Here is a 22,488-nt window from a genome sequence, read left to right as displayed (position 1 = left end):
GCCTTCGGGCGTCACACGTCCGCGTCACTCATGACGCGGCGGCCTGTGCTCAGGCCGCGGGCGCCGGGACGTACGGCGCGAGGTCGGCGGCCAGTTCCTCGTGCACCCGCACCTTGAGCAGGGTGCCCTCCGCGGTGTGCTCCTCGGAGATCACCTCGCCCTCGTCATGGGCGCGGGCGACCAGCTTGCCGTGGGTGTAGGGCACGAGCACCTCGATCTCGACGGACGGCCGGGGCAGTTCCGCGTCGATCATGGCGAGCAGCTGGGCGATGTTCTGACCGGTGCGCGCCGAGACGGCGATGGAGTGCTTCTCCACCCGCAGCAGCCGCTGGAGCACCAGCGGGTCCGCCGCGTCCGCCTTGTTGACCACGACGATCTCGGGTACGTCGGTGGCGCCGACGTCCCGGATCACCTCGCGGACCGCTGCCAGCTGCTCCTCCGGGTTCGGGTGCGAACCGTCCACCACGTGAAGGATCAGGTCGGACTCGCCGACCTCCTCCATGGTGGAGCGGAACGCCTCGACCAGGTGGTGGGGCAGATGGCGAACAAAGCCCACGGTGTCGGCCAGTGTGTAGAGCCGGCCGCTCGGGGTCTGCGCCCGGCGCACGGTCGGGTCCAGGGTCGCGAACAGCGCGTTCTCGACCAGGACGCCCGCGCCGGTGAGGCGGTTGAGCAGGGAGGACTTGCCGGCGTTGGTGTAGCCCGCGATGGCGACGGACGGCACCTTGTGGCGCTTGCGTTCCTGGCGCTTGATCTCGCGGCCGGTCTTCATCTCCGCGATCTCCCGGCGCATCTTCGCCATCTTCTCGCGGATCCGCCGCCGGTCCGTCTCGATCTTGGTCTCACCGGGACCACGGGTGGCGAGGCCGCCGCCCTTGCCGCCGCCCATCTGACGGGACAGCGACTGACCCCAGCCGCGCAGCCGCGGCAGCATGTACTGCATCTGCGCGAGCGCGACCTGCGCCTTGCCCTCGCGGGACTTGGCGTGCTGGGCGAAGATGTCGAGGATCAGGGCCGTACGGTCGATGACCTTGACCTTGACGACGTCCTCGAGGTGGATGAGCTGACCGGGGCTGAGCTCACCGTCGCAGATGACGGTGTCGGCGCCCGTCTCCAGGACGATGTCGCGCAGCTCGTCGGCCTTGCCGGAACCGATGTAGGTCGCCGCGTCGGGCTTGTCTCGGCGCTGGATGACGCCGTCGAGCACGAGCGCACCCGCAGTCTCCGCGAGGGCGGCGAGCTCGGCCAGCGAGTTCTCCGCGTCGTCTGCGGTCCCCGAGGTCCAGACACCGACGAGCACGACCCGCTCCAGGCGAAGCTGGCGGTACTCGACCTCGGTGACGTCCTCGAGCTCGGTGGAGAGGCCCGCCACACGGCGCAGAGCCGCGCGCTCGGAGCGGTCGTACTGCTCGCCGTCCCGGTCTCCGTCGATCTCGTGGCTCCAGGCGACGTCCTCTTCCATCAGGGCATCGGCCCGAAGTCCTTCGGGGTAGGTGTGCGCGAGGCGCTTGGTGGCCTGGGAAGAGGAAGAAGAGGAGGTCATTGGGTCCTTACGTCGATGGGGATGCCGTCATTGGTGACAACGCGCGAGTACCCCGGGAGATTCCCGGGTCCCGCGTCGGTGACCTGACGATGTTCGCACGGAACGGCCCGTCTCGTCACCGGCTTATTTGTCCGCTGTCTTCCTGTCCGCCGTCTTCTGCGACACCCCTGCTTTCCCGGGCGCCGCCGACTTCCAGTCGGGGTGCCCGGGCATCGGCGGAGTCTTCGTGCCGTACAGCCAGGCGTCGAAGAATCCGCGCAGGTCACGGCCTGCGATGCCGGAGGCCAGACGGATGAAGTCGGTGGTGGTCGCGGTGCTGTCCCGGTGGTTTTGCACCCAGACGCGTTCCAGGCGCTCGAAGGCGGGCCGGCCGATCTCCTGGCGCAGGGCGTACAGGGCCAGCGCGGCCCCGTCGTAGATGTTGGCCCGGAAGATGCCGATCTTCTGGCCGGGCTGCGGCGGCTTGGGGGCGGCGGGCGGTCCGCCGGCCGCCCGCCAGCGGTCGGAGGCGGCGTAGGCGGCCTTCATGCGTGCCTCCATCGGCTTGTGCGCCTTCTCCTCGGCGTACAGCGCCTCGTACCAGGTGGCGTGCCCCTCGTTGAGCCAGACGTCGGACCAGGTCCGGGGGCTGACGCTGTCGCCGAACCACTGGTGGGACAGCTCGTGCACCATGATCGACTCGACGTACCAGGCCGGGTAGGCGGGCTCGGTGAACAGGTCCCGCTCGAAGAGGGAGAGCGTCTGCGTCTCCAGCTCGAAACCGGTCGCGGCCTGGGCCATCAGCAGCCCGTACGTCTCGAACGGGTAGCGCCCGACCTTGGTCTCCAGCCAGGCGATCTGGTCCGGGGTCTTCTTCAGCCACGGCTCCAGGACCTTGCGGTCCTTGCTGGGCACGACGTCCCGCACGGGCAGGCCGTGCGGACCGTCGCGGTGCAGGACGCTGGAGCGGCCGATGGACACCTGCGCCAGCTCGGTGGCCATGGGGTGCTGCGTGCGGTACGTCCAGGTGGTGGACCCGCCCGCCCGGTCGACCGTGGTGGGCAACCCGTTCGCGACGGCGGTGTAGCCGTTGGGCGCGGTCACCCGGAAGGTGAACATCGCCTTGTCGGAGGGGTGGTCGTTGCACGGGAAGACCAGGTGGGCGGCGTCGGCCTGGTTGGCCATGGCGAGGCCGTCCGCCGTGCGCACCCAGCCGCCGTCTCGGCCCTGGACCGGCCTCGGGTCACTGGTGTGCCGGACGGTGATCCGCGTCCAGCTGCCCGGCGCGAGCGGTCGCTGCGGGGTGACGACCAGGTCCTCACCGGCCTTGGTGAAGGCGGCGGGACGGCCATCGACCTCGACGGAGGACACCGTGCCGTGCGCGAAGTCCAGGTTCAGCGTGTCGAGGGCTCCGGTGGTCCAGGCGTCGATGGTGGTGACCATCTGGAGGGGCTTGTCGTTGCTGCCGGGATAGGTCAGGGACAGGTCGTACGACGCGACGTCGTACCCCGGGTTGCCGAGGTTGGGGAAGAGACGGTCGCCGACGCCGAGCGGGGCGGCCGGAGCGCTCGCGGCGACGAGGCAGACGGAGACGGCGGAGGCGAGCAGCGCCGTCTTCAGGCGCCGAGTGGTCTTCGTACGGGGGGTGCGCGGCATGGAACACCGCTACCAGCGCACGCGCGCGTGGCGGCGACGGCGCGCGCCCGGCCCACCCGAAAGAGGGGTACGCCGATGGCCGGGCGGAGGTGCGGGCGGGGCTCGGATCAACGGTGACAGGGATCAACGGTGACACGTGCGGGCGGGCTCGGATCAACGGCAGGCGGTGTGGGCGGGCTCAGATCAAGGGCGGGAGGTGTGGGCGGGCTCAGATCAAGGGCGACGCGTGGTGCTGGGCGCGGTCCACGTCGTAGACGCCGGGGACGTTGCGCATCGCCCGCATCAGCGCGGGCAGGTGGGCGGCGTCCTGGAGCTCGAGCGTGTAGGTGTGGCGTACGCGCTGTTGCGTCGGGGGCTCGACGGTCGCGGAGACGATCTCGGCGCCTTCGAGCGCAATGGCCTCGGTGAGGTCGGCGAGGAGGTGCGGGCGGCCGAACGATTCGGCGACCAGGGTGACCCGGCATGCCGTGGTCTCGCCCCAGCGCACGTCGACCTCCGCACGCCCACCGCCGCGCATGCGCGCCACGGCGGCGCACTCCACGCGGTGCACCGTGACGGCTCCGCCGCGCACGGCGAAACCGGTGATCCCGTCGGGCGGTACGGGGGTGCAGCAGCGGGCGAGCCGTGCGGTGGCCCCGTCACGGCCGAGGACCGTCACGTCGGCGGCACGGGGGCGCGCGGCGCGCGGGTGTGACGCGCGGCGTGCGCCGGTGGCGGGCCGCTCCTCGGCGTGTCCGTCGTTCTCGGTGCTGTGCGTCTTCGAGGTACGGCGGCGTCCGGTGGGGGTTGCTGCCGAGACGTCGTACGGCAGGTCTGCCCGAGCGGGGCCGGTGACTCGTACGGCGTTCTCCACCGGAGGGACACCGGCCGTGCTCGCGAGGACCGGCGGCTGAGGCTGTGCGCCCCCGTCACGGTTTCCCGCGCCGGTTGCGCCCCCGGCGCATCCGTCCGCGCCGGTCACTCCCCCACGCGCCGGGCGCACGCCGGGCGCATCGGCGCTCGCAGCGCCCTGATCCGCACCTCCGCGAAGCGACTCCCCCGCTTCTTCTGCTTCCCCCCTTGCCTCCGCCCTGTCCGTGCCCTGGGCCTCCGGGCCGGGGTGCGACGCCAGCCACCGCTGGATCGCGATCCGTGCCGCCGGTGTGTGCGCGTACTCCAGCCACTCCCGTGACGGCTCCGACGCCGGGTCCTGCCCCATGAGCGGCTCCACGGTGTCGCCGTCGCGCAGCACCGTGCCCAGCGGCGCCAGCAGGCCGTTGAGCCGGGCCCCGATGCAGGCGTGGGCGTCCTCGCCGTACTGCGCGTAGGCGGCGTCCACGCAGGTCGCGCCCTCCGGTAGCCCGATCGGACCGCCGTCGGGCCGGAAGACGGTGATCTCCCGGTCCTGGGCGAGGTCCTCGCGCAGGGTCGTCCAGAAGGTGTCGGGGTCGGGTGCGGCCCGCTGCCAGTCCAGGAGCCGGGACAGCCAGCCGGGCCGGGTGGGGTCGGCGCGCTCGCCGTCGGGCGGGGACTGCTCGTCCGACGGCGGCGCGTAGGGATTGCCGAGGGCGACCACGCCGGCCTCGGCGACCTTGTGCATCTGGTGCGTGCGGATGAGGACCTCGGCGACCTGCCCGTCGGCGCGGGCCACCGCGGTGTGCAGCGACTGGTACAGGTTGAACTTGGGTACGGCGATGAAGTCCTTGAACTCCGAGACGACCGGCGTCATACAGGTGTGCAGCTCACCCAGCACCGCGTAACAGTCGGCGTCCTCGTTGACCAGCACGAGCAGCCGGCCGAAGTCGGCACCGCGCAGCTGACCGCGTTTGCGGGAGATGCGGTGCACGGAGACGAAGTGGCGAGGGCGGATGAGGACTTCGGCCGGGATGTCGGCCTCGCGCAGCACCCTGCGCGCCTCGTCCGCGATCTCGGCGAGGGGGTCGTCGGTGCGCGCGGCGTTGTCGACGATCAACTCGCGGGTGTGCTCGTACTCCTCGGGGTGGAGGATCGCGAAGACCAGGTCCTCCAGTTCGGTCTTGAGGGCCTGGACGCCGAGACGTTCGGCGAGCGGGATGAGCACGTCGCGGGTCACGCGCGCGATGCGGGCCTGTTTCTCGGGGCGCATGACGCCGAGGGTGCGCATGTTGTGCAGCCGGTCGGCGAGTTTGATCGACATCACGCGGACGTCGTTGCCGGTGGCGACGAGCATCTTGCGGAACGTCTCCGGTTCGGCGGCGGCGCCGTAGTCGACCTTCTCCAACTTGGTGACGCCGTCGACCAGATAACGCACCTCCTCGCCGAACTGCTCCCCCACCTGATCGAGCGTCACGTCCGTGTCCTCGACGGTGTCGTGCAGCAGGGAGGCGGTCAACGTGGTGGTCTCCGCGCCGAGTTCGGCGAGGATCAGGGTGACCGCGAGGGGGTGGGTGATGTACGGCTCGCCGCTCTTGCGCATCTGGCCGCGGTGCGAGGACTCGGCCAGCACGTAGGCGCGCCGCAGGGGTTCGAGGTCGGCGTCGGGGTGGTGGGCGCGGTGGGCGTCGACGACATGACTGATGGCGTCGGGCAGCCGGTCGCGGGCGGCGGGGCCGAGCAGCGCGGCTCGGCCCAGGCGGCGCAGGTCGATGCGGGGGCGGGCCTTGCGGCGCGGGGAAGGCGGCGCGCCCTGCTCGAGCGCCGCGGTGGAAGCGGGTGTGACCTGGCCTGTCACCGGGCCTGGGGTCGCAGGGTTCGTGGCCTCCGCACTCATGGGCACCTCCGGCTGCGTGGACCGGCGGACGGGGTGCCCCAGGGCGGACACGGCTCAGGGGAGGGCGACTCCCCCGTCCGAGCCGGTGCTTGATGCTACCGAGCCCACCACGCGCGTTTGACCGCCTCTCGGCGAGCGTGAAACGGATCACCCATTCGAGCGACGGTCAACGGGTTTGCGGCGTGGCGTCAACCGCCGTCCGGGCGGTACCGGGCCGACGGCCGTGGAAGGTGTCAGCCGATCGCGCCGCGCAGCCATTCCGCGTCGATCTCGCCCTCCGCGACGATCACCGCGGGGCCGGTCATCTCGATCTCGCCGTCGGGGCGCTCGGTGATCACAAGACGTCCGCCGGGGACGTCCACGGTGTACGTCGCCGGGGTCCCGGTGGCGGCCGGGTCGGCGTCGTCACGGCGGGCGGTGGCGACGGCGGCGGCGCACGCGCCCGTGCCGCACGAGCGGGTCTCGCCGGAGCCGCGCTCGTGCACGCGCATGGCGACGTGCCGCTCGCCGCGGTCCACGACGAACTCGACGTTCACGCCGTCCGGGTAGGCGGAGGCCGGGCTGAAGGGCGGCGGCGCGTACAGGTCGCCCGCGTGCGCCAGGTCGTCGACGAACGCGACGGCGTGCGGGTTGCCCATGTTGACGTTCCGTGCGGGCCAGCTTCGCTCACCGACGCTCACCGTGACGTCGCCCTCGGGCAGGACCGCCTTGCCCATGCCGACGGTCACGTCGCCGTCCTTGGCGATGTGCACGCGCTTCACGCCGCCGCGTGTCGCGACGGCCAGGTCGCCCTCGTCGGCGTGTCCGGCGTGCTGGAGGTAGCGGGCGAACACGCGCACGCCGTTGCCGCACATCTCGGCGATCGAGCCGTCGCCGTTGCGGTAGTCCATGAACCACTCGGCCTCGGCGGCCATCGCCTTCGCCTCGGGATGCGCCGCGGACCGCACGACGTGCAGCACTCCGTCGCCGCCGATGCCCGCGCGGCGGTCGCACAGCGCGGCGACGGCGGCCGGGGACAGGTCGAGGGCGTTCTCCGGGTCCGGGACGATGACGAAGTCGTTCTCGGTGCCGTGACCCTTGAGGAAGGCGATCCGCGTGCTCATGCCTCGATCGTACGGGAGGGCCCCGCCCGGGCGCCGACGGGAGGCGGGGCAGGTGGGGGGCGGTGCGGACGGGCCGGCGGCGCACCCCGCTCGCTCGGGCGGCGGTGACGTGGCCTGCTCGGTGCGGCTCAGCGGGGTCGGTTCACGCGGAGGTGGTCCGCCTGCGTAGCGGGGACCGGACGAGCGGGCACCAGCCCACTCATACCGTGGTGGTCCGCCCGCGCGGCGGGACCGGCCCAGGCTGCGGTGATCGGGTCAACCCGGCGATACCGGACGACCCAGACAACTGTGGCCGGGTCTACCCGGCGATACCGGACGACCCAGACGGCTGTGGCCGGGTCTACCCGGCGATACCGACCGCCCCAGACGGCTGTGGCCGGGTCTACCCGGCGATAGCGGCCGACCCAACCCACCCGACACCGGCCGCTCACTTACGGGGCGCGCTCACACCGGCCGCGCTCAGCGCAGCCGCGCCACCCGCCACACGGCGAGCGTCACGACGACGGCCACCAGAAGGACGTACCCGACCACGACCCGCCAGTCCGGGCGGCGGCCCGAGCCGCGGGGCGGCAGGCCCGGCCAGGTGTATCCCACGCGTCGGGCGGCCATCATGCCCCAGCCTGCCGCGCACGAGCAGATCAGCAACCCCAGCATGGCGATGACAGCCCCGCTGTCGCCGAAGTCGAAGGCCAGCGGGAAGGCGAACATCAGAGAGCCGCTCGCGGCGAGCGCGACGATCGGCGCGAGCTGCCACAGCCGCAGCCGGCGCTGCGGGCGCAGCTCCACCTCGACCTCGGGCCCGCCCGCGAACATCTCTTCCGGTTCCGGACCGTCCGCGGTCACGCCGCCCTGGGTGTCGTCGAGGCCGTCCGGGCCCAGCAGGTCGCCGTCCGGGCCCGGACGGTCGTCGTCGTGGCCCGAACCGCTTGTGCCCTGCGGCTCTTCACCCCTGTCGGTGGTGACGGGCTCGGTGTCTTGTGCGGTGTCGCGAGGGCCGGCCTCCATCGCCACGCGCCCTCCCAACTCGGACTCCACTTGGTCGATCGAAGCTCGATGATGGCACGGCGCCGGAGGCCGGGATGACGGCCTGGGCGTCCCGATGCCATGACGTGATCAGGCTGTAACCGGTCGTTCGATCAACGCCAGGGCAAGCTGCGGAAGTTCCCCGAGATCCGCCGCGGCCCCACTGAGCCAGTGCACCCGCGGGTCGCGCCGGAACCACGAATCCTGGCGGCGCGCGAAGCGCTTGGTGGCACGGACGGTCTCGACACGCGCCTCCTCGAGCGTGCACTCCCCGGCGAGCGCGGTGAGCACCTGCTGATAGCCGAGGGCGCGCGACGCCGTACGCCCCTCGCGCAGCCCCTGTGCCTCCAGCTCGCGCACCTCGTCCACGAGCCCGGCCTCCCACATCCGGTCGACCCGGCGGGCGATGCGCTCGTCGAGTTCGGGGCGGGCCACGTCGACGCCGATCTGCACCGTGTCGTAGACCGAGTCGTGCCCGGGGAGGTTCGCCGTGAAGGGCTTGCCGGTGATCTCGATCACCTCGAGCGCCCGGACGACCCGGCGTCCGTTGCTGGGCAGGATCGCCCGCGCGGCCTCGGGGTCGGCTGCGGCCAGGCGGGCGTGCAGGGCGCCGGAGCCGCGCAGCGCCAGCTCCTCCTCCAGGCGGGCCCTCACCTCGGGGTCGGTGCCGGGGAACTCCAGGTTGTCGACGGCGCCCCGGACGTAGAGGCCGGAACCGCCGACCAGGATCGGCCAGCGGCCGGCGGCGAGGAGTTCGTCGATCCGCCCGCGGGCGAGCCGCTGGTACTCGGCGACGGAGGCGGTGACGGTCACGTCCCAGATGTCGAGGAGGTGGTGCGGCACCCCGGCGCGCTCTTCGTGCGTCAGCTTCGCGGTACCGATGTCCATCCCTCGGTACAGCTGCATCGAGTCGGCGTTGACGACCTCGCCGCCGAGTTGCCGGGCGAGAAAGACGCCGAGGTCGGACTTGCCGGCTGCGGTGGGACCGACGACGGCGATGACGCGGGGGGCGGGGGGTGCGCTGCTCACCGCACCAGTTTCGCAAACCCCGGACCCCGTCCTCGAACGAGTTACGTGACGCCGTCCGGGCGAGGTCGTTGCCACCTTGCGAGATCCCGTCACCGACTCCTGAGGAGCGGTGATCCCGGTGGCGCAATCGGACGCACCGGGTCACGCGGAATTTCGCCCGGACGAGTACCGTATGGAGTTGATATGGGCGTTTTTACGAAACTTTTTCGGAGGTCGGAGACCACGGCGGCGGCCCAGCAGGCCGTGAACGAGTCCTCCGCCGACAAGGCCGAGGCGACGGAGACCGCGGAAACCACCGGGACGGCGGAGACGACGGGGGCAGCGGACGCTGCCGAGGCCACCGAGGCGACGGAGGCCGCGGAAGCGGCGGAGCCCGGGGCGAGCGAGAAGGGCGAGGAGAGCGCGGAGGCCGCCGGTATCCCCCAGCAGCAGTCCGCCGAAGCGGCCGCCGACAGCGAGGCCGGTGAGAGCGCCCACACGTAACTGTCCCGCCAGGGAAGGTGGACCATGGGTCTGATGGACAATCTGAAAGCCAAACTCGGCCCGGCCAAGGACAAGGTGTCGGACCTCGCGCAGCAGCACGGGGACAAGATCCAGCACGGCATCGACCGGGCCGCGAAGGTCGTCGACGAGAAGACCAAGGGCAAGTACAGCGACAGGATCCAGACAGGCACGGGCAAGGCGAAGGGCGCCATGGACCGGCTCGCGCACAAGGGCGGCGCCGCGGCCGACGGCGGCGCGGCCACCCCGCCGGCCCCTCCCCCGGCCTCCCCGCCGCAGGGCCCGCCGCCCACCTCCTGACCCCGGCCCGCCGCGGCCGGGGGCGTCAGGGCCCCAGCCGCAGCGCAACGACGGACGGCCGCACACGCTCACGGTGTGCGGCCGTCCGGCATGTACCGCCCTCGTGTCGCCGGTGACGCGCCCGCCGTGACACGCCCGCCGGTGACGCGCTCCGACCAGGTGGCGACCAGGGCGCGCTACGACCAGGTGGCGACCAGGTAGCCCACCCCGTACGGCGCGTCCTCGTACAGCAGCGCCCCGGACAGGTCCGCGTCCGCGGCCGCGCCCGCCAGCACCTGCCACGGCGCCCGGCCGGCGGCCTGCAGCTCCTCCGCGAGCCGCGCGTCCAGTGCCCGCAGCGCCGACACGTCCGCCGCGCCCAGCGCCCGGGCCACCTCGGCGTCGAAGGGTGCGGCGCGTTCGTCCAGGTAGCCCGGCGCCTTCACGGTGCGGCAGGCGCTGGCGTCGCCCATGACCAGCAGCGCGACCCGCTCGGCACGCCCGGCGAGTTCCGCGCCCAGCTCGGCGCACCGCTCCGGCGCGAGCGTCCGCGCCACAGCCAGCCCCTCGATCGGGGCGTCCGCCCAGCCCGTCCGCCCCAGCAGCCAGCCCGCCACCGCGAGCGATACCGGCAGCACGGACTCGGCGGCCGCGACCTGTCCCTCGCCGAGGGTGACGTCGACGTCCACGCCGAACCCGCGGAACGAGCCTCGCGCGCCTTGCGGGTACGTCCCCGCCTCCTCGGCGGCTCCCACGACGATCAGCCGGTCGGGGCGGGCGGCCGCGAGGACGCCCAGCGCGTCGGTGCATGCGGCGCGGGCGGCGTCCAGCTCGGGAGCGGCGCCCGCGGCGACCTCGGGCACGAGCAGCGGCGGACAGGGGCAGACGGCTGCGGCGACAAGCATGATCAGCAGACTACGCGGTCACCAGCCGGGCACGCCCAGCCGCCGGGCGTGACCCGAGGGTCGGGCGCAGTGCGTCCGGCGGCACTGCACCGCGCCGGAACGAGCCGACCGGTCGCAGCGTCAGGCCAGCGTCAGGCCAGGCGCACCGCAGGTCGTTCGCAGCCGCACGCCGGCGCCGCAGCGCAGGTCAGTCGCAGCGCGTCGCCGCAACCACACGTCAGCGCCGCAGCGCAGGCCAGCCTCAGCGCAGGCCGCCCGCACCGCAGGTCAATCGCAGCGCGTCGCCACGACCGCACGTCAGCGCCGCAGCGCAGGTCAGCCTCAGCGGAGGCCGCCCGCACCGCAGGTCAGTCGCAGCGCGTCGCCACGACCGCACGCCGGCGCCGCAGGTCAGTCGCAGCCGCAGCCGCTGCCCGTGGCGACCGGCAGGGGCGCGGGCGCGCCGATCTTCGGCAGGCCCAGCATCACGCCGGCCGGCTTGGCCTGGTCGGCCTCCTGGCGCTTCTGCCAGGCGTCGCCCGCGCGCGTGTGGCGCACGTCGAGCACCGGGCCCTCGGCGAGGAGGTGGTGCGGCGCGGCGTAGGTCACCTCGACGGTGACGACGTCGCCCGGGCGCACTTCCTGCTCCGGCTTGGTGAAGTGGACGAGGCGGTTGTCGGGGGCGCGGCCGGACAGACGGCGGGTGGCGTCGTCCTTGCGGCCCTCGCCCTCGGCGACCATCAGCTCCAGCGTGCGGCCGACCTGCTTCTTGTTCTCCTCCCAGGAGATCTCCTCCTGCAGGGCGACCAGCCGCTCGTAGCGCGCCTGGACGACCTCCTTGGGGATCTGGTCCTCCATGGTCGCGGCCGGGGTGCCGGGCCGCTTGGAGTACTGGAAGGTGAAGGCCTGCGCGAAGCGGGCCTCACGCACCACGTGCAGCGTCTCCTCGAAGTCCTCCTCGGTCTCGCCGGGGAAGCCCACGATGATGTCGGTGGTGATCGCGGCGTCCGGGATGGCGGCGCGGACCTTCTCGATGATCCCGAGGTAGCGCTCCTGGCGGTAGGAGCGGCGCATGGCCTTCAGGACCGTGTCCGAACCGGACTGCAGCGGCATGTGCAGCTGCGGCATCACGTTCGGCGTCTCGGCCATGGCGGCGATGACGTCGTCGGTGAAGTCACGGGGGTGGGGGGAGGTGAAGCGGACGCGCTCCAGGCCGTCGATCTTCCCGCAGGCGCGCAGCAGCTTGCTGAAGGCCTCGCGGTCGCCGATGTCGGAGCCGTAGGCGTTGACGTTCTGGCCGAGCAGGGTGATCTCGGAGACGCCCTCGGCGACCAGCGCCTCGACCTCGGCGAGGATGTCGCCGGGGCGGCGGTCCTTCTCCTTGCCGCGCAGCGCGGGGACGATGCAGAAGGTGCAGGTGTTGTTGCAGCCGACGGAGATCGACACCCAGGCCGCGTAGGCGCTCTCACGGCGGGTGGGCAGCGTGGAGGGGAACGCCTCCAGCGACTCGGCGATCTCGACCTGCGCCTCCTCCTGCACGCGGGCGCGCTCCAGCAGGACGGGCAGCTTGCCGATGTTGTGCGTGCCGAAGACGACGTCGACCCAGGGCGCCTTCTTCACGATGGTGTCGCGGTCCTTCTGCGCGAGGCAGCCGCCGACCGCGATCTGCATGCCCGGCCGCTGGGCCTTCCTCGGCGCGAGCCGGCCGAGGTTGCCGTAGAGCCGGTTGTCGGCGTTCTCCCGGACGGCACACGTGTTGAAGACCACGACGTCGGCGTCGCCGTCGGAGCCCTCGGGAGCGCGCACGTAACCCGCGTCTTCGAGCAGGCCGGCGAGCCGCTCGGAATCGTGGACGTTCATCTGGCACCCGTAGGTGCGTACTTCGTAGGTCTTGACGTCCACTGCGGGGCTCCGGTCGCTGCTGCTCATGCCTTACAGGGTAGGCGGTTCCGGGACCACCCCGGTCCGGGCTGTGGACAACGCCCGCGAGGCCCTGTGGACAAACGGACGCGACGTCTGTGGGACCGCCCGGGCTCAGGGGTCGACGAGTCCGGCGCGGATCGCGTACCGGGTCAGTTCCAGGCGGTCCCGCAGGCCGAGCTTCTGCAGGATGTTCGCGCGGTGCCGCTCGACCGTCTTGACGCTGATGAACAGCAGGTCACCGATCTCCTTGGAGGTGTGCCCCTCCGCGACCAGCTTGAGGATCTCCTCCTCGCGCTCGGTGACGGCGCGCTCGGGCAGGCCGTCGCCGCGGTGGAGCCGGTCCAGGTAGGAGCGGACCAGCGCCCGCTCGGCGCCGGGGTAGATGAACGGCTCGTCCCGCATGGCCGCCCGGCACGCCTCCACCAGGTCGCGGTCGGCGACGGACTTCAGCACGTAGCCGCTCGCGCCCGCCTTCAGCGCCTCGAAGAAGTACTGCTCGTTGTCGTACATGGTCAGGATCAGCAGGCGCAGATCGGGCAGCCGCCGGGACAGCTCACGGGCCGCCTGGAGGCCCGTCATACGGGGCATGGCGATGTCCAGCACGGCGAGATCCACCTCACGCGCGCGTGCCAGCTCGACCGCCTCGGCTCCGTCGCCGGCCTCGGCGACGACGGTCAGGTCGGGCTCCGACTCGAGGATGAGGCGCACCCCGCGGCGTACGAGGGTGTGGTCGTCGGCGAGCAGGACGCGCACAGGACGGCCGCTCACCGGGGGCCTCCCCCGGGTCCCAGCGGCCCGTCGGCATCACCCCGTGTGCCCGGCAGCCCGTAGGCACCACCCGGTGTGCCCGGCGGTCCATAGGCACCGCCCGGTATGTCCAGCGGCCCGTCTGCACGCTGCGGGATGCGCAACCGTACGTCCGTGCCGCCGCCCGGCGCCGCTGCGACGCTCAGCTCGGCGCCGACCAGCAGGGCCCGCTCACGCATGCCGCTGATGCCGGCGCCCTCGGCCGCCCCGGCCGTGCCCCGTCCGTTGTCCCGCACCAACAGCTCCACGCCCGTCGCATCGGCCCGCACGCACAGCTCGGCGCGGTCGGCGCCGGAGTGCCGGGCGGTGTTGGTGAGCGCCTCCTGCGCGACCCGGTACAGCACGAGTTCCGTCTCCCCGGGCAGCGGTGTCAGGTCGGCGGCGAGGTCGTGGCGGACGGTCAGCCCGTGCCCGGTGAACTCGGCGGCGAGCGAGCGCAGCGCGCTGAGCAGCCCCAGTTCCTCCAGCACAGCGGGCCGCAGCCGGCGGGCGATGCGGCGGATCTCGTCCAGCCCGGCGCGGGTGGCCTCCTGCGCCTGGCCCACGTCCTCGTGCAGCTCCGCCGGCACCCGGTCGGCGACGCGCCGCAGCTGGAGCAGGACCGCGGTCAGGGTCTGGCCGACCTCGTCGTGCAGCTCGCGGGCGACGCGGTGGCGTTCCCTCTCCTGCGCGGACAGGGCACGGGCCGCACCGGCGGCACGCTCGTCCGCGAGCCGGTCGAGCATCGCGTTGTACGTCGTGATCAGCCCGGCAGTCTCCGCCGGACCGGCGACCTCGGGCCGTGCGCCCGGACGCAGCAGGTCGGCGGTGGCCATGGCCCCGGCCAGCCGGGTGAGCGGGGCGAGCCCAATACGCAGGACGGCGGCGTTGACGACCAGCAGCGCGGCCAGCCCGCCGACCACCACCAGCGCCTCACCCGGCAGCACCGGGGTCGAGACGGTGACCGGGCCGAGCAGCAGCGCGGTGGCGATCACCAGGCCGACGGCGTTGAGGGAGAAGATCCGCCAGAACAGCGACACGCGCCCGGCACCTCCTCTCCTTCCGTTCCCCCACCGCCTTGATCTTCCGTCCGCCGACGGCCCCACCGCGACATCCGCCGACGTCCCCGCCCTGACGTCCGCCGCCGGCCCTACCGTGACGTCCACCGACGTCCCCGCCGTACCGGCCGCCCACGGCCCTGCCGTGACCAGCTTCTCCGCCGGCCGCGTATCGCGTCCATCCGTGCTGACACCCATGTCGCCACCGTACGGAAGGGTGGCAGCATGGCCGCCCGGTACCGGCCGGAAACGATCACCGGCGGTGCCCGTACGACCGGCGATCGAAGGGGAAGAAACGTGTCTGCGCCGCGCCTGAGGGCGACACCGCTGCCGGGGATCGGGGTCAAGTACGACCTGGTGACACGGGAACAGGGCCATCTGTCGGTGGTGGCGCACCGGGACGGCACCCGCACCCTGAGTGTGTACCGGGCCGACGACCCCGACTCCTGCGCTCACTCGCTCCGGCTGACCGGCTCGGAGGCGGACTCGCTCGTCGACGCGCTGGTGCCCGCCCACCACAGCCCGAACCTCCTGCACACCACGGACCTGGGCCTGGTGGCCGAGCGGATCGAGATCGCGGCGACCTCGCACTGGAACGGCCGGCTGCTCGGCGAGACCCGGATGCGTACGGAGACCGGCGCATCGATCGTGGCGGTACTGCGCCGCGCCGACGCCGTGCCCTCCCCCACCCCGGACTTCCGGCTCGCGGGCGGTGACACACTGATCGTGATCGGCACGCGCGAGGGTGTGGACGCCGCCGCCGCGATCCTCGGGCGGGAGTGAGCTGCCGGTGCACTCCTCCGCGGTTCTGCTCATCGAGTTCGGTTCGATCATCCTCTGCCTCGGCCTGCTCGGCCGGATGGCCGCCCGCTTCAGCTTCTCGCCGATCCCCCTGTACCTGCTGGCCGGGCTCGCGTTCGGCGAGGGCGGCCTGCTGCCGCTGGGGGCGAGCGAGGAGTTCGTCGCCACCGGGGCCGAGATCGGCGTCATCCTGCTGCTGCTCATGCTGGGCCTGGAGTACACGGCGAGCGACCTGGTCTCCAACCTGCAGACGCACTATCCGGCGGGTCTGGTCGACTGCGCGCTGAACGCGCTGCCGGGCGCGGCCGCCGCGCTGCTGCTGGGCTGGGGACCGGTGGCGGCCGTGGTGCTCGCCGGCGTCACCTGGATCTCCTCCTCCGGGGTCATCGCCAAGGTGCTCGGCGACCTGGGCCGGGTCGGCAACCGGGAGACACCGGTGATCCTCAGCGTGCTGGTCCTGGAGGACCTGGCCATGGCCGTCTACCTGCCGATCGTCACCGCGCTGGTGGCGGGCGCGGGGTTCGCGGCGGGCAGCGTGACGCTGGGGATCGCCCTCGGCGTGGCGGGCGTGGTGCTGTTCGTCGCCGTCCGCTACGGCCGTCTCATCTCACGCTTCGTCTCCAGCGACGACCCGGAGAAGTTGCTGCTGGTCGTGCTGGGTCTGACGATTCTCGTCGCCGGTGTGGCCCAGCAGTTGCAGGTGTCCGCCGCGGTGGGCGCGTTCCTGGTCGGCATCGCTCTCTCCGGTGAGGTGGCCGAGGGCGCGCACGCGCTGCTGAGCCCGTTGCGGGATCTGTTCGCCGCGGTGTTCTTCGTCTTCTTCGGCCTGCACACCGATCCGGCGAGCATCCCGCCGGTGCTGCTGCCGGCGCTGGCGCTGGCCGCGGCCACCGCGCTGACGAAGATCGCCACCGGCTACTGGGCCGCCCGCCGCGCCGGGATCTCGATCAAGGGGCGATGGCGTGCGGGGGGTGCGCTGGTGGCGCGCGGCGAGTTCTCGATCGTCATCGCCGGGCTCGCGGTGACGGCGGGCATCGAACCGTCGCTGGGCCCGCTGGCCACGGCGTACGTCCTGATCCTGGTCGTCCTCGGCCCGCTGACCGCCCGCTACACGGAGCCGCTGGCGGCCCGCTGGTCCCGGCGCCGCGCCACTCCACGCGCCGCGAAAGCGGCACCGTCGGGCGCGACAGCCCAGTCGGCGGCGGCGGACGCCGAAGGGGAAACCGTGCCGACGGCGGAGGCCGACGTGACAGCCGAGCCGGCGGCGGACGCCGGGCCGCGGGAGCGGACGGCGGTCCCCCGGGACTGAGACCCGCGCGCTCAGGCGCGGACAGCCGAGCCGGCGGCGGACGCCGGACCGCGGGAGCGGACGGCGGTCCCCCGGGACTGAGACCCGCCGCTCAGGCGCGTGACCAGGGACTCAGGCCGCGCTCTCACCCTCCGGCTCCCAGCCCTGCCGGCGCAGCACGCCCGCGACATCCGGTGCCTCGTAGCTCTCGCCCTTGAGCACCTTGCCGTCGGCGCGGCGGGCGATCCGACCGTCGGGGCCGAGCTTGGTCATGTTGGCGCGGTGGATCTCGGCGATCACCTGGTCGAGGTCGATGCCGTGCACCAAGGCGGTGCCGTACGCGACGTAGACGACGTCGGCCAGCTCGTGGGCGAGCTTGTCGAGCGGTCCGGTGGCCGCCACCTCGGCGACCTCCGCGGCCTCCTCCGCGAGCAGCTCACCACGGTGGGCGGCGAGCGCAGGGGACACCTCGGTGGGCGTGCTGCGGGCGTCGAGCCCGAAGGCGAGGTGGAACTCACGGACCAGGTCGGCGGGGGAGGAACTCATACGGCCGACTGTAACGGGCGCCACCGACAGCCTCGCTCCGGCCGCTGCTCCGGCGGCCGCCCCTGGTCAGCACGGTGCAGCGCCTGGCAGGATCGCGCCCATGCCCAAGCTCCTCCCCCGAATCGGCAGGCGCCGGGCCCTGACGGGCGCGGCCGCCGGAGTCGTGGCGCTCGGCCTGCTGCTGTGGTGGCTGCTGCCGCTGGGCGAGGAGCCGCCGAGCGGATCGATCACGATCAGCACGGGCACCCCGAGCGGGGTCTACCAGGACTACGGCAAGCGGCTGCGCACGGCGCTCGCCAAGGACATGCCACAGCTGAAGGTGCGGCTGCTGACCAGTGACGGCTCGCAGGAGAACGTCACGCGCGTGGCGCGCGGCCAGGCCGACTTCACCATCGCCGCGGCCGACGCGGTGGAGACGTACGCGGTGAACGGCGGCCAGGGCGCGGACCGGCTGCGCGGCGTCGCCCGCCTCTACGACGACTACGTCCAGCTCGTCGTCGCCCGCGACTCGGACATCCACTCGGTCGCCGATCTGCGGGGCAAGCGGGTCGCGATAGGGCCGCCGGAGTCGGGTGTGCGGCTGATCGCCGACCGGGTGCTGCGGGTGGCGGGCATCGACGCGGACAAGGACATCGCGCCCGAGGCCGACGGCATCGGCAGTGCGCCGAAGCGGCTGCGGGAGGGCGCGATCGACGCGTTCTTCTGGTCGGGCGGTGTGCCCACCGACGGCGTACGGCAGCTCGCCGGTTCCTTCCCGATCCGGTTCGTGCCGATCGGGCCGGACCTCGTCGCGCGGCTGCACCGGGAGGGCGACGCCTCGCGCTACTACCGCGCCACCAACATGCCGGAGTCGGCCTACCCCACCGTGCAGAACGGCGCGGCCGTCCCGACGATGGCGGTGTCCAATCTGCTGATCACGCGCGCGGACATCGATCCACGGCTGACCGAGTGGGTCACCCGCACGGTCATCAAGAGCCGCGACGGCATCGGCGCGCATGTGCACTCCGCACAGCTCGTGGACCTGCGCACGGCGATCTACACGGACCCGCTGCAACTCCACGAGGGCGCACGGCGGTACTACCGCTCGATGAAGCCGTAGCCCCACCTACCGCAACCCCGCCCCACCGACCGCAGCGCCCTCCCCGAGCGGAACGCCCCTCGCTCAGGCCGGCGCGCCGCCCTGCGTGGACGTCGGTTGCGGCGCGTGCCGGGGCACGGTCACGGTCACCGCCAGGCCGTGCGGCTCGTGGTGGCCGTAGGAGATGGAGCCGCCGCCCGCCGCGAGCAGCGCGCGGGTGATGGACAGGCCGAGGCCGGAGCCCTTGATGTTCTGGTGCCGGCCGCTGCGCCAGAAGCGGTCGCCGACGCGGGTCAGTTCCTCGTCGGTGAGGCCGGGGCCGTTGTCGGTGACGACGACGGTCACGGTGTCGCCGGCCGCCGCGACCGCCACCTCGACGCGCTCTCCGGCGGGCGTGAACTTCACCGCGTTGTCGATCACCGCGTCCAGCGCCGACGACAGGGTCACGGGGTCGGCCCAGCCGGTCGTGGGCGGGCAGTCCCCGGCCAGGCGTACGCCCTTGGCCTCGGCGACGGGCGCCCAGGCCGCGACGCGCTCGGCGGCGAGCGCCCCGATGTCGGTGGTCGTCATGTCCGCCTCGGCGTGCTCGGCGAGCGCCAGGTCGAGCAGGTCGTCCAGGACCTGCGCCAGCCGCTTGCCCTCGGCCTGGACCGAGGCGATCTCCGTATTGCCCTCCGGGAGTTCGAATTTCAGCAGTTCGATGCGCAGCAGCAGCGCCGCGAGGGGGTTGCGCAGCTGGTGCGAGGCGTCCGCGACGAAGGCGCGCTGCTGCTCCAGCACGTCCTCGACGTGATCCGCCATCTCGTTGAACGACTTGGCCAGCCGCCTGAGTTCCGGCGGCCCGCCGGCCGCCGCCACCCGGGATTTCAGGCGGCCGGTGGCGATGTCGTGGGTGGTGGCGTCCAGCACGCGTACGGGCCGCAGGACCCAGCCGGTCAGCCGGAGCGCGGCGCCGACGGCGAGCAGCATCGCGGCGACCAGGCCGGCGCCGATGATCAGCCAGCCGCGCAGGATCCGCGAGCGCATCTCCCCAGTCGGCGAGTCGGTGACGACGACGGCGACGACGTCCCCGTCCCGGATCACCGGTGAGGCGACGACGAGCCGGCCGCGCTGCCAGGGCCAGACCTGCTGCGGGTCGTGGCTGCGCCGGCTGAGCAGCGCCTCCTCGAAGGCGGCCCGCACCTCACCCGTACGGGGGAGGAAGAACCCGGCGGGGGCGTGCGCCATGGGCGTGTCGGTGCGGTAGAAGACGCCGGCGCGGATGCCGTACACCTCGTAGTAGCTGGCAAGTTCGTGGCTGAGGGTCTCCAGCCGTTCGTCGCCGGGGTTGCGGTCGATGGTGGCGGCGGTGTCGACGTACTGCGCGAGGGCCGCGAAGCGCGCGGTGTCGTCGATCCGGTCGACGACCACCTTCTGCTGCTGACCGGCGGCCACGCTGACGGCCAGCGGGATGCCGAGGGCGAGCAGGACGGCCGCCATCAGGACGATGAGCAGCGGCAGCAGTCGTGTGCGCAAGCGGTCCCCGCTAGGCGGCCGGGGCGACGAGGCGGTAGCCGACGCCGCGTACGGTCTCGATCAGGGCCGGCATGCGCAGCTTGGCTCGCAGGGAGGCGACGTGCACCTCCAGGGTCCGGCCCGTTCCCTCCCAGCTGGTGCGCCACACCTCGCTGATGATCTGCTCACGGCGGAAGACCACGCCGGGCCGCTGCGCGAGCAGCGCGAGCAGGTCGAACTCCTTGCGGGTCAGCTGGACGACGCTGCCGTCGACGGTGACCTGACGGGTGGGCAGCTCGATGCGCACCGGGCCGAGGTGGACGGCGGTCCGGATGTCGTCGGTGTTCTCCTCGGTGGCGGGGCGCCGCCGGCTGACGGCGTGGATGCGGGCGAGGAGTTCCCCGGTGTCGTACGGCTTGACCACGTAGTCGTCGGCGCCGAGGTTGAGACCGTGGATACGCGAGCGCACGTCGGAGCGGGCGGTGACCATGATCACCGGGGTGGCGGTGCGCTTGCGGATCTTGCTGCAGACCTCGTAGCCGTCCTGGTCGGGCAGGCCCAGGTCGAGCAGGACGACACCGAAGCCGGGGCCCTCCGGGACGAGCGCCTGCAACGCCTCCTCGCCGTTGCGCGCGTGCGTGACGTCGAAACCGTGCCGGGCCAGGACCGCGGACAGTGCGGCGGCGACATGGTTGTCGTCCTCGACGAGCAGCAGTCTCATCCCGGCCTCCTCCGATTCATCGGGCGTACGGTTTGTCTGAGTAACAACGCGTGCACGCGCGCGTGCACCAAGGCAGTCACGCTGATGGACGAGGACGGCGTCAAGAGGGTTCCGGTTGGTCGGGGCTTTAGTTATCCGGCCGATACGTGCCCAGGTCGCCCCCAGGTCACAAGTGCTACGACATGTGTCCGATTGCTATCGGATCGTGATGCTCAGATTCCCCTCAGATGTAATGACGCTGGTCGAGGCTGGTTACTACATTCCTCCGAAACCGAGGAGGACGGAGCCTGAGAGCGATGACCGAAGTATCGGTGGCCAAGCAAGACGTGGCCCCCAGCGGCGACCTCGTCGTCCTGAAGAGCGTCAACAAGCACTTCGGCGCGTTGCACGTGCTCCAGGACATCGATCTGACGATTGCGCGCGGTGAGGTCGTCGTCGTCATCGGACCCTCCGGGTCCGGTAAGTCCACCCTGTGCCGCACCATCAACCGGCTGGAGACCATCGACTCCGGCTCGATCACCATCGACGGCAAGCCGCTGCCCGCCGAGGGCAAGTCCCTCGCCCGGCTGCGCGCCGACGTCGGCATGGTCTTCCAGTCCTTCAACCTCTTCGCGCACAAGACCGTGCTCGAGAACGTGATGCTGGGCCAGACCAAGGTGCGCAAGGCCGACAAGAAGCAGGCCGAGGAGAAGGCCCGCGCCCTGCTCGACCGCGTCGGCGTGGGCACCCAGGCCGACAAGTACCCCGCTCAGCTCTCCGGCGGTCAGCAGCAGCGCGTCGCGATCGCGCGCGCCCTGGCCATGGACCCGAAGGTGATGCTCTTCGACGAGCCGACCTCGGCGCTCGACCCGGAGATGATCAACGAGGTGCTGGAGGTCATGCAGCAGCTCGCCCGCGAGGGCATGACGATGGTCGTCGTCACCCACGAGATGGGGTTCGCACGTTCGGCTGCAAACCGCGTGGTGTTCATGGCGGACGGCCGGATCGTCGAACAGGCTGCGCCCGACCAGTTCTTCAGCAACCCGCGCAGTGACCGGGCCAAGGACTTCCTGTCGAAGATCCTGCACCACTGAACCGGCCGCGCGCCCGTCGCGCCTCCCAGCGCCCCGCTTCTTTCCTCACGCAAAGGATGTCCACCATGAAGCTCCGCAAGGTCACCGCCGCCTCGGCCGTCGTCCTCAGCATCGCCCTGTCCGCCACGGCGTGTGGCGGTGGCAACAAGGACAACTCGTCGTCCTCCGGTGGTGGCGGCAACAAGGTCAAGATCGGTATCAAGTACGACCAGCCGGGTCTCGGCCTGAAGGAACCGAACGGCAAGTTCTCCGGCTTCGACGTGGACGTGGCCACGTACATCGCGGGCCAGCTCGGCTACAAGCCGGACCAGATCGAGTTCGTCGAGACCAAGAGCGCCGACCGCGAGAACGCCCTCTCGCGCGGTGACGTGAAGTTCATCGTGGCCACGTACTCCATCACCCCGAAGCGGCAGCAGAAGGTCGACTTCGCCGGTCCGTACCTGCTGGCCCACCAGGACCTGCTGATCAAGAAGGACTCGGACATCAGCAAGGGCACGGACCTCAACGGCAAGAAGCTGTGCTCCGTGACCGGCTCCACCTCGGCGCAGAACGTCCAGCAGAAGATCGCCCCGAAGGCGCAGCTGAAGGAGTACAGCGGCTACTCCGAGTGCATCGCCGGCCTGCAGAGCGGCGCCGTGGACGCGGTGACCACCGACGACTCGATCCTCGCGGGCTTCGCCTCGCAGGACAAGTACAAGGGCCAGTTCAAGCTCGCGGGTCTGAAGCTGAGCAACGAGAACTACGGCGTCGGTGTGAAGAAGGGCGACACCCAGCTGGTCGACAAGATCAACAAGGCGATCGAGAAGATGGAGAGCAGCGGCGCCTGGGAGGCTGCCGTGAAGAAGAACTTCGGCCCGGCCGACTACAAGAACGAGCCGGCTCCGAAGATCGGTCAGATCGTCCAGTAACGCGGCCCACCGCAGTCAGCTCGGGGTCCCCCCGGTGCGCGCCGCCGCCCGTCGCCCTGCCGGCGGCGGCGCGCCCCGCCCTCCACG

General features: G+C 72.1%; 20 protein-coding genes. 7 read left to right on the top strand and 13 right to left on the bottom strand.

What is annotated here, in order from left to right:
- Positions 1 to 49: 49 nt before the first annotated feature.
- From hflX to miaA, 6 genes are all read right to left on the bottom strand, one after another.
- Positions 50 to 1,543: a GTPase HflX gene (gene hflX / locus ACZ67Q_RS33315; RefSeq protein ID WP_471189819.1), complete on the bottom strand. Its 1,494-nt coding sequence runs from the start codon at positions 1,541 to 1,543 to the stop codon at positions 50 to 52.
- A gap of 123 nt (positions 1,544 to 1,666) precedes the next feature.
- A complete protein-coding gene (locus ACZ67Q_RS33310; protein WP_471189817.1) occupies positions 1,667 to 3,178 on the bottom strand; it encodes a M1 family metallopeptidase in 1,512 nt (503 codons plus the stop codon).
- Positions 3,179 to 3,386: 208 nt separating this feature from the next.
- Complete coding sequence (locus ACZ67Q_RS33305) at positions 3,387 to 5,906, bottom strand: RelA/SpoT family protein (protein ID WP_471189815.1); 2,520 nt, start codon at positions 5,904 to 5,906, stop codon at positions 3,387 to 3,389.
- Positions 5,907 to 6,139: 233 nt separating this feature from the next.
- Positions 6,140 to 7,009 carry a diaminopimelate epimerase gene (gene dapF, locus ACZ67Q_RS33300; RefSeq protein WP_471189813.1) on the bottom strand — a complete coding sequence of 290 codons (870 nt, stop codon included), beginning with the start codon at positions 7,007 to 7,009 and terminating at the stop codon, positions 6,140 to 6,142.
- Positions 7,010 to 7,468: 459 nt separating this feature from the next.
- Positions 7,469 to 8,014, bottom strand: a complete 546-nt coding sequence (locus ACZ67Q_RS33295; protein WP_471189958.1) for a hypothetical protein — start codon at positions 8,012 to 8,014, stop codon at positions 7,469 to 7,471.
- A 108-nt stretch (positions 8,015 to 8,122) separates the two neighbouring features.
- Positions 8,123 to 9,061, bottom strand: a complete 939-nt coding sequence (miaA, locus tag ACZ67Q_RS33290; RefSeq protein WP_471189811.1) for a tRNA (adenosine(37)-N6)-dimethylallyltransferase MiaA — start codon at positions 9,059 to 9,061, stop codon at positions 8,123 to 8,125.
- A gap of 183 nt (positions 9,062 to 9,244) precedes the next feature.
- Here miaA and ACZ67Q_RS33285 point away from each other — a divergent pair, with 183 nt between their 5' ends.
- Together ACZ67Q_RS33285 and ACZ67Q_RS33280 are read left to right on the top strand one after the other, a co-directional pair.
- The gene (locus tag ACZ67Q_RS33285) at positions 9,245 to 9,544 is read left to right on the top strand and encodes a hypothetical protein (protein ID WP_471189809.1); all 300 of its coding nucleotides are present in this window, start codon (positions 9,245 to 9,247) and stop codon (positions 9,542 to 9,544) included.
- Positions 9,545 to 9,568: 24 nt separating this feature from the next.
- Positions 9,569 to 9,862: an antitoxin gene (locus ACZ67Q_RS33280; RefSeq protein ID WP_471189807.1), complete on the top strand. Its 294-nt coding sequence runs from the start codon at positions 9,569 to 9,571 to the stop codon at positions 9,860 to 9,862.
- 176 nt (positions 9,863 to 10,038) lie between these two features.
- On the opposite strand, the gene ACZ67Q_RS33275 is transcribed toward ACZ67Q_RS33280, so the two are convergent.
- The 4 genes from ACZ67Q_RS33275 to ACZ67Q_RS33260 all read right to left on the bottom strand — a co-directional run bounded on the left by ACZ67Q_RS33275 (position 10,039) and on the right by ACZ67Q_RS33260 (position 14,474).
- Positions 10,039 to 10,746: a class III extradiol dioxygenase subunit B-like domain-containing protein gene (locus ACZ67Q_RS33275; protein ID WP_471189805.1), complete on the bottom strand. Its 708-nt coding sequence runs from the start codon at positions 10,744 to 10,746 to the stop codon at positions 10,039 to 10,041.
- 390 nt (positions 10,747 to 11,136) lie between these two features.
- On the bottom strand, positions 11,137 to 12,654 hold the full coding sequence (miaB, locus tag ACZ67Q_RS33270; RefSeq protein WP_471189803.1) for a tRNA (N6-isopentenyl adenosine(37)-C2)-methylthiotransferase MiaB: 1,518 nt from the start codon (positions 12,652 to 12,654) through the stop codon (positions 11,137 to 11,139).
- Positions 12,655 to 12,759: 105 nt separating this feature from the next.
- Positions 12,760 to 13,416, bottom strand: coding sequence for a response regulator (locus ACZ67Q_RS33265; protein ID WP_471189801.1), 657 nt, complete (start codon positions 13,414 to 13,416; stop codon positions 12,760 to 12,762).
- Positions 13,413 to 14,474: a sensor histidine kinase gene (locus tag ACZ67Q_RS33260; RefSeq protein WP_471189799.1), complete on the bottom strand. Its 1,062-nt coding sequence runs from the start codon at positions 14,472 to 14,474 to the stop codon at positions 13,413 to 13,415. Before ACZ67Q_RS33260 ends, ACZ67Q_RS33265 begins: the two co-directional genes overlap by 4 nt.
- A 315-nt stretch (positions 14,475 to 14,789) precedes the next feature.
- Between ACZ67Q_RS33260 and ACZ67Q_RS33255 the strand changes: the two genes are divergently transcribed.
- Entirely contained in the window at positions 14,790 to 15,275 is a 486-nt protein-coding gene (locus tag ACZ67Q_RS33255; protein ID WP_471189797.1) for a cation:proton antiporter regulatory subunit, read from the top strand.
- A 7-nt stretch (positions 15,276 to 15,282) separates the two neighbouring features.
- Positions 15,283 to 16,602, top strand: a complete 1,320-nt coding sequence (locus tag ACZ67Q_RS33250) for a cation:proton antiporter domain-containing protein (RefSeq protein WP_471189795.1) — start codon at positions 15,283 to 15,285, stop codon at positions 16,600 to 16,602.
- Positions 16,603 to 16,713: 111 nt separating this feature from the next.
- Here the strand turns inward: ACZ67Q_RS33250 and ACZ67Q_RS33245 are convergent, their stop codons facing one another.
- Positions 16,714 to 17,127, bottom strand: a complete 414-nt coding sequence (locus tag ACZ67Q_RS33245; protein WP_471189793.1) for a pyrophosphohydrolase domain-containing protein — start codon at positions 17,125 to 17,127, stop codon at positions 16,714 to 16,716.
- Between the two features lie 100 nt (positions 17,128 to 17,227).
- On the opposite strand from ACZ67Q_RS33245, the gene ACZ67Q_RS33240 reads away from it, so the two are divergent.
- Positions 17,228 to 18,226 carry a TAXI family TRAP transporter solute-binding subunit gene (locus ACZ67Q_RS33240; protein WP_471189791.1) on the top strand — a complete coding sequence of 333 codons (999 nt, stop codon included), beginning with the start codon at positions 17,228 to 17,230 and terminating at the stop codon, positions 18,224 to 18,226.
- 63 nt (positions 18,227 to 18,289) lie between these two features.
- On the opposite strand, the gene ACZ67Q_RS33235 is transcribed toward ACZ67Q_RS33240, so the two are convergent.
- A complete protein-coding gene (locus ACZ67Q_RS33235; RefSeq protein ID WP_471189789.1) occupies positions 18,290 to 19,720 on the bottom strand; it encodes a sensor histidine kinase in 1,431 nt (476 codons plus the stop codon).
- 10 nt (positions 19,721 to 19,730) lie between these two features.
- The gene (locus ACZ67Q_RS33230; protein ID WP_471189787.1) at positions 19,731 to 20,420 is read right to left on the bottom strand and encodes a response regulator transcription factor; all 690 of its coding nucleotides are present in this window, start codon (positions 20,418 to 20,420) and stop codon (positions 19,731 to 19,733) included.
- Positions 20,421 to 20,716: 296 nt separating this feature from the next.
- Here ACZ67Q_RS33230 and ACZ67Q_RS33225 point away from each other — a divergent pair, with 296 nt between their 5' ends.
- Complete coding sequence (locus tag ACZ67Q_RS33225) at positions 20,717 to 21,493, top strand: amino acid ABC transporter ATP-binding protein (protein ID WP_471189785.1); 777 nt, start codon at positions 20,717 to 20,719, stop codon at positions 21,491 to 21,493.
- A 65-nt stretch (positions 21,494 to 21,558) separates the two neighbouring features.
- Entirely contained in the window at positions 21,559 to 22,401 is an 843-nt protein-coding gene (locus ACZ67Q_RS33220) for a glutamate ABC transporter substrate-binding protein (RefSeq protein ID WP_471189783.1), read from the top strand.
- The last annotated feature ends 87 nt before the right edge of the window (positions 22,402 to 22,488 follow it).

It is taken from the genome of Streptomyces sp. NPDC036813, assembly GCF_055609245.1.
The sequence above is the reverse complement of the archived record's forward strand: the minus strand, read 5'-3'. Positions and strand labels throughout refer to the sequence as shown.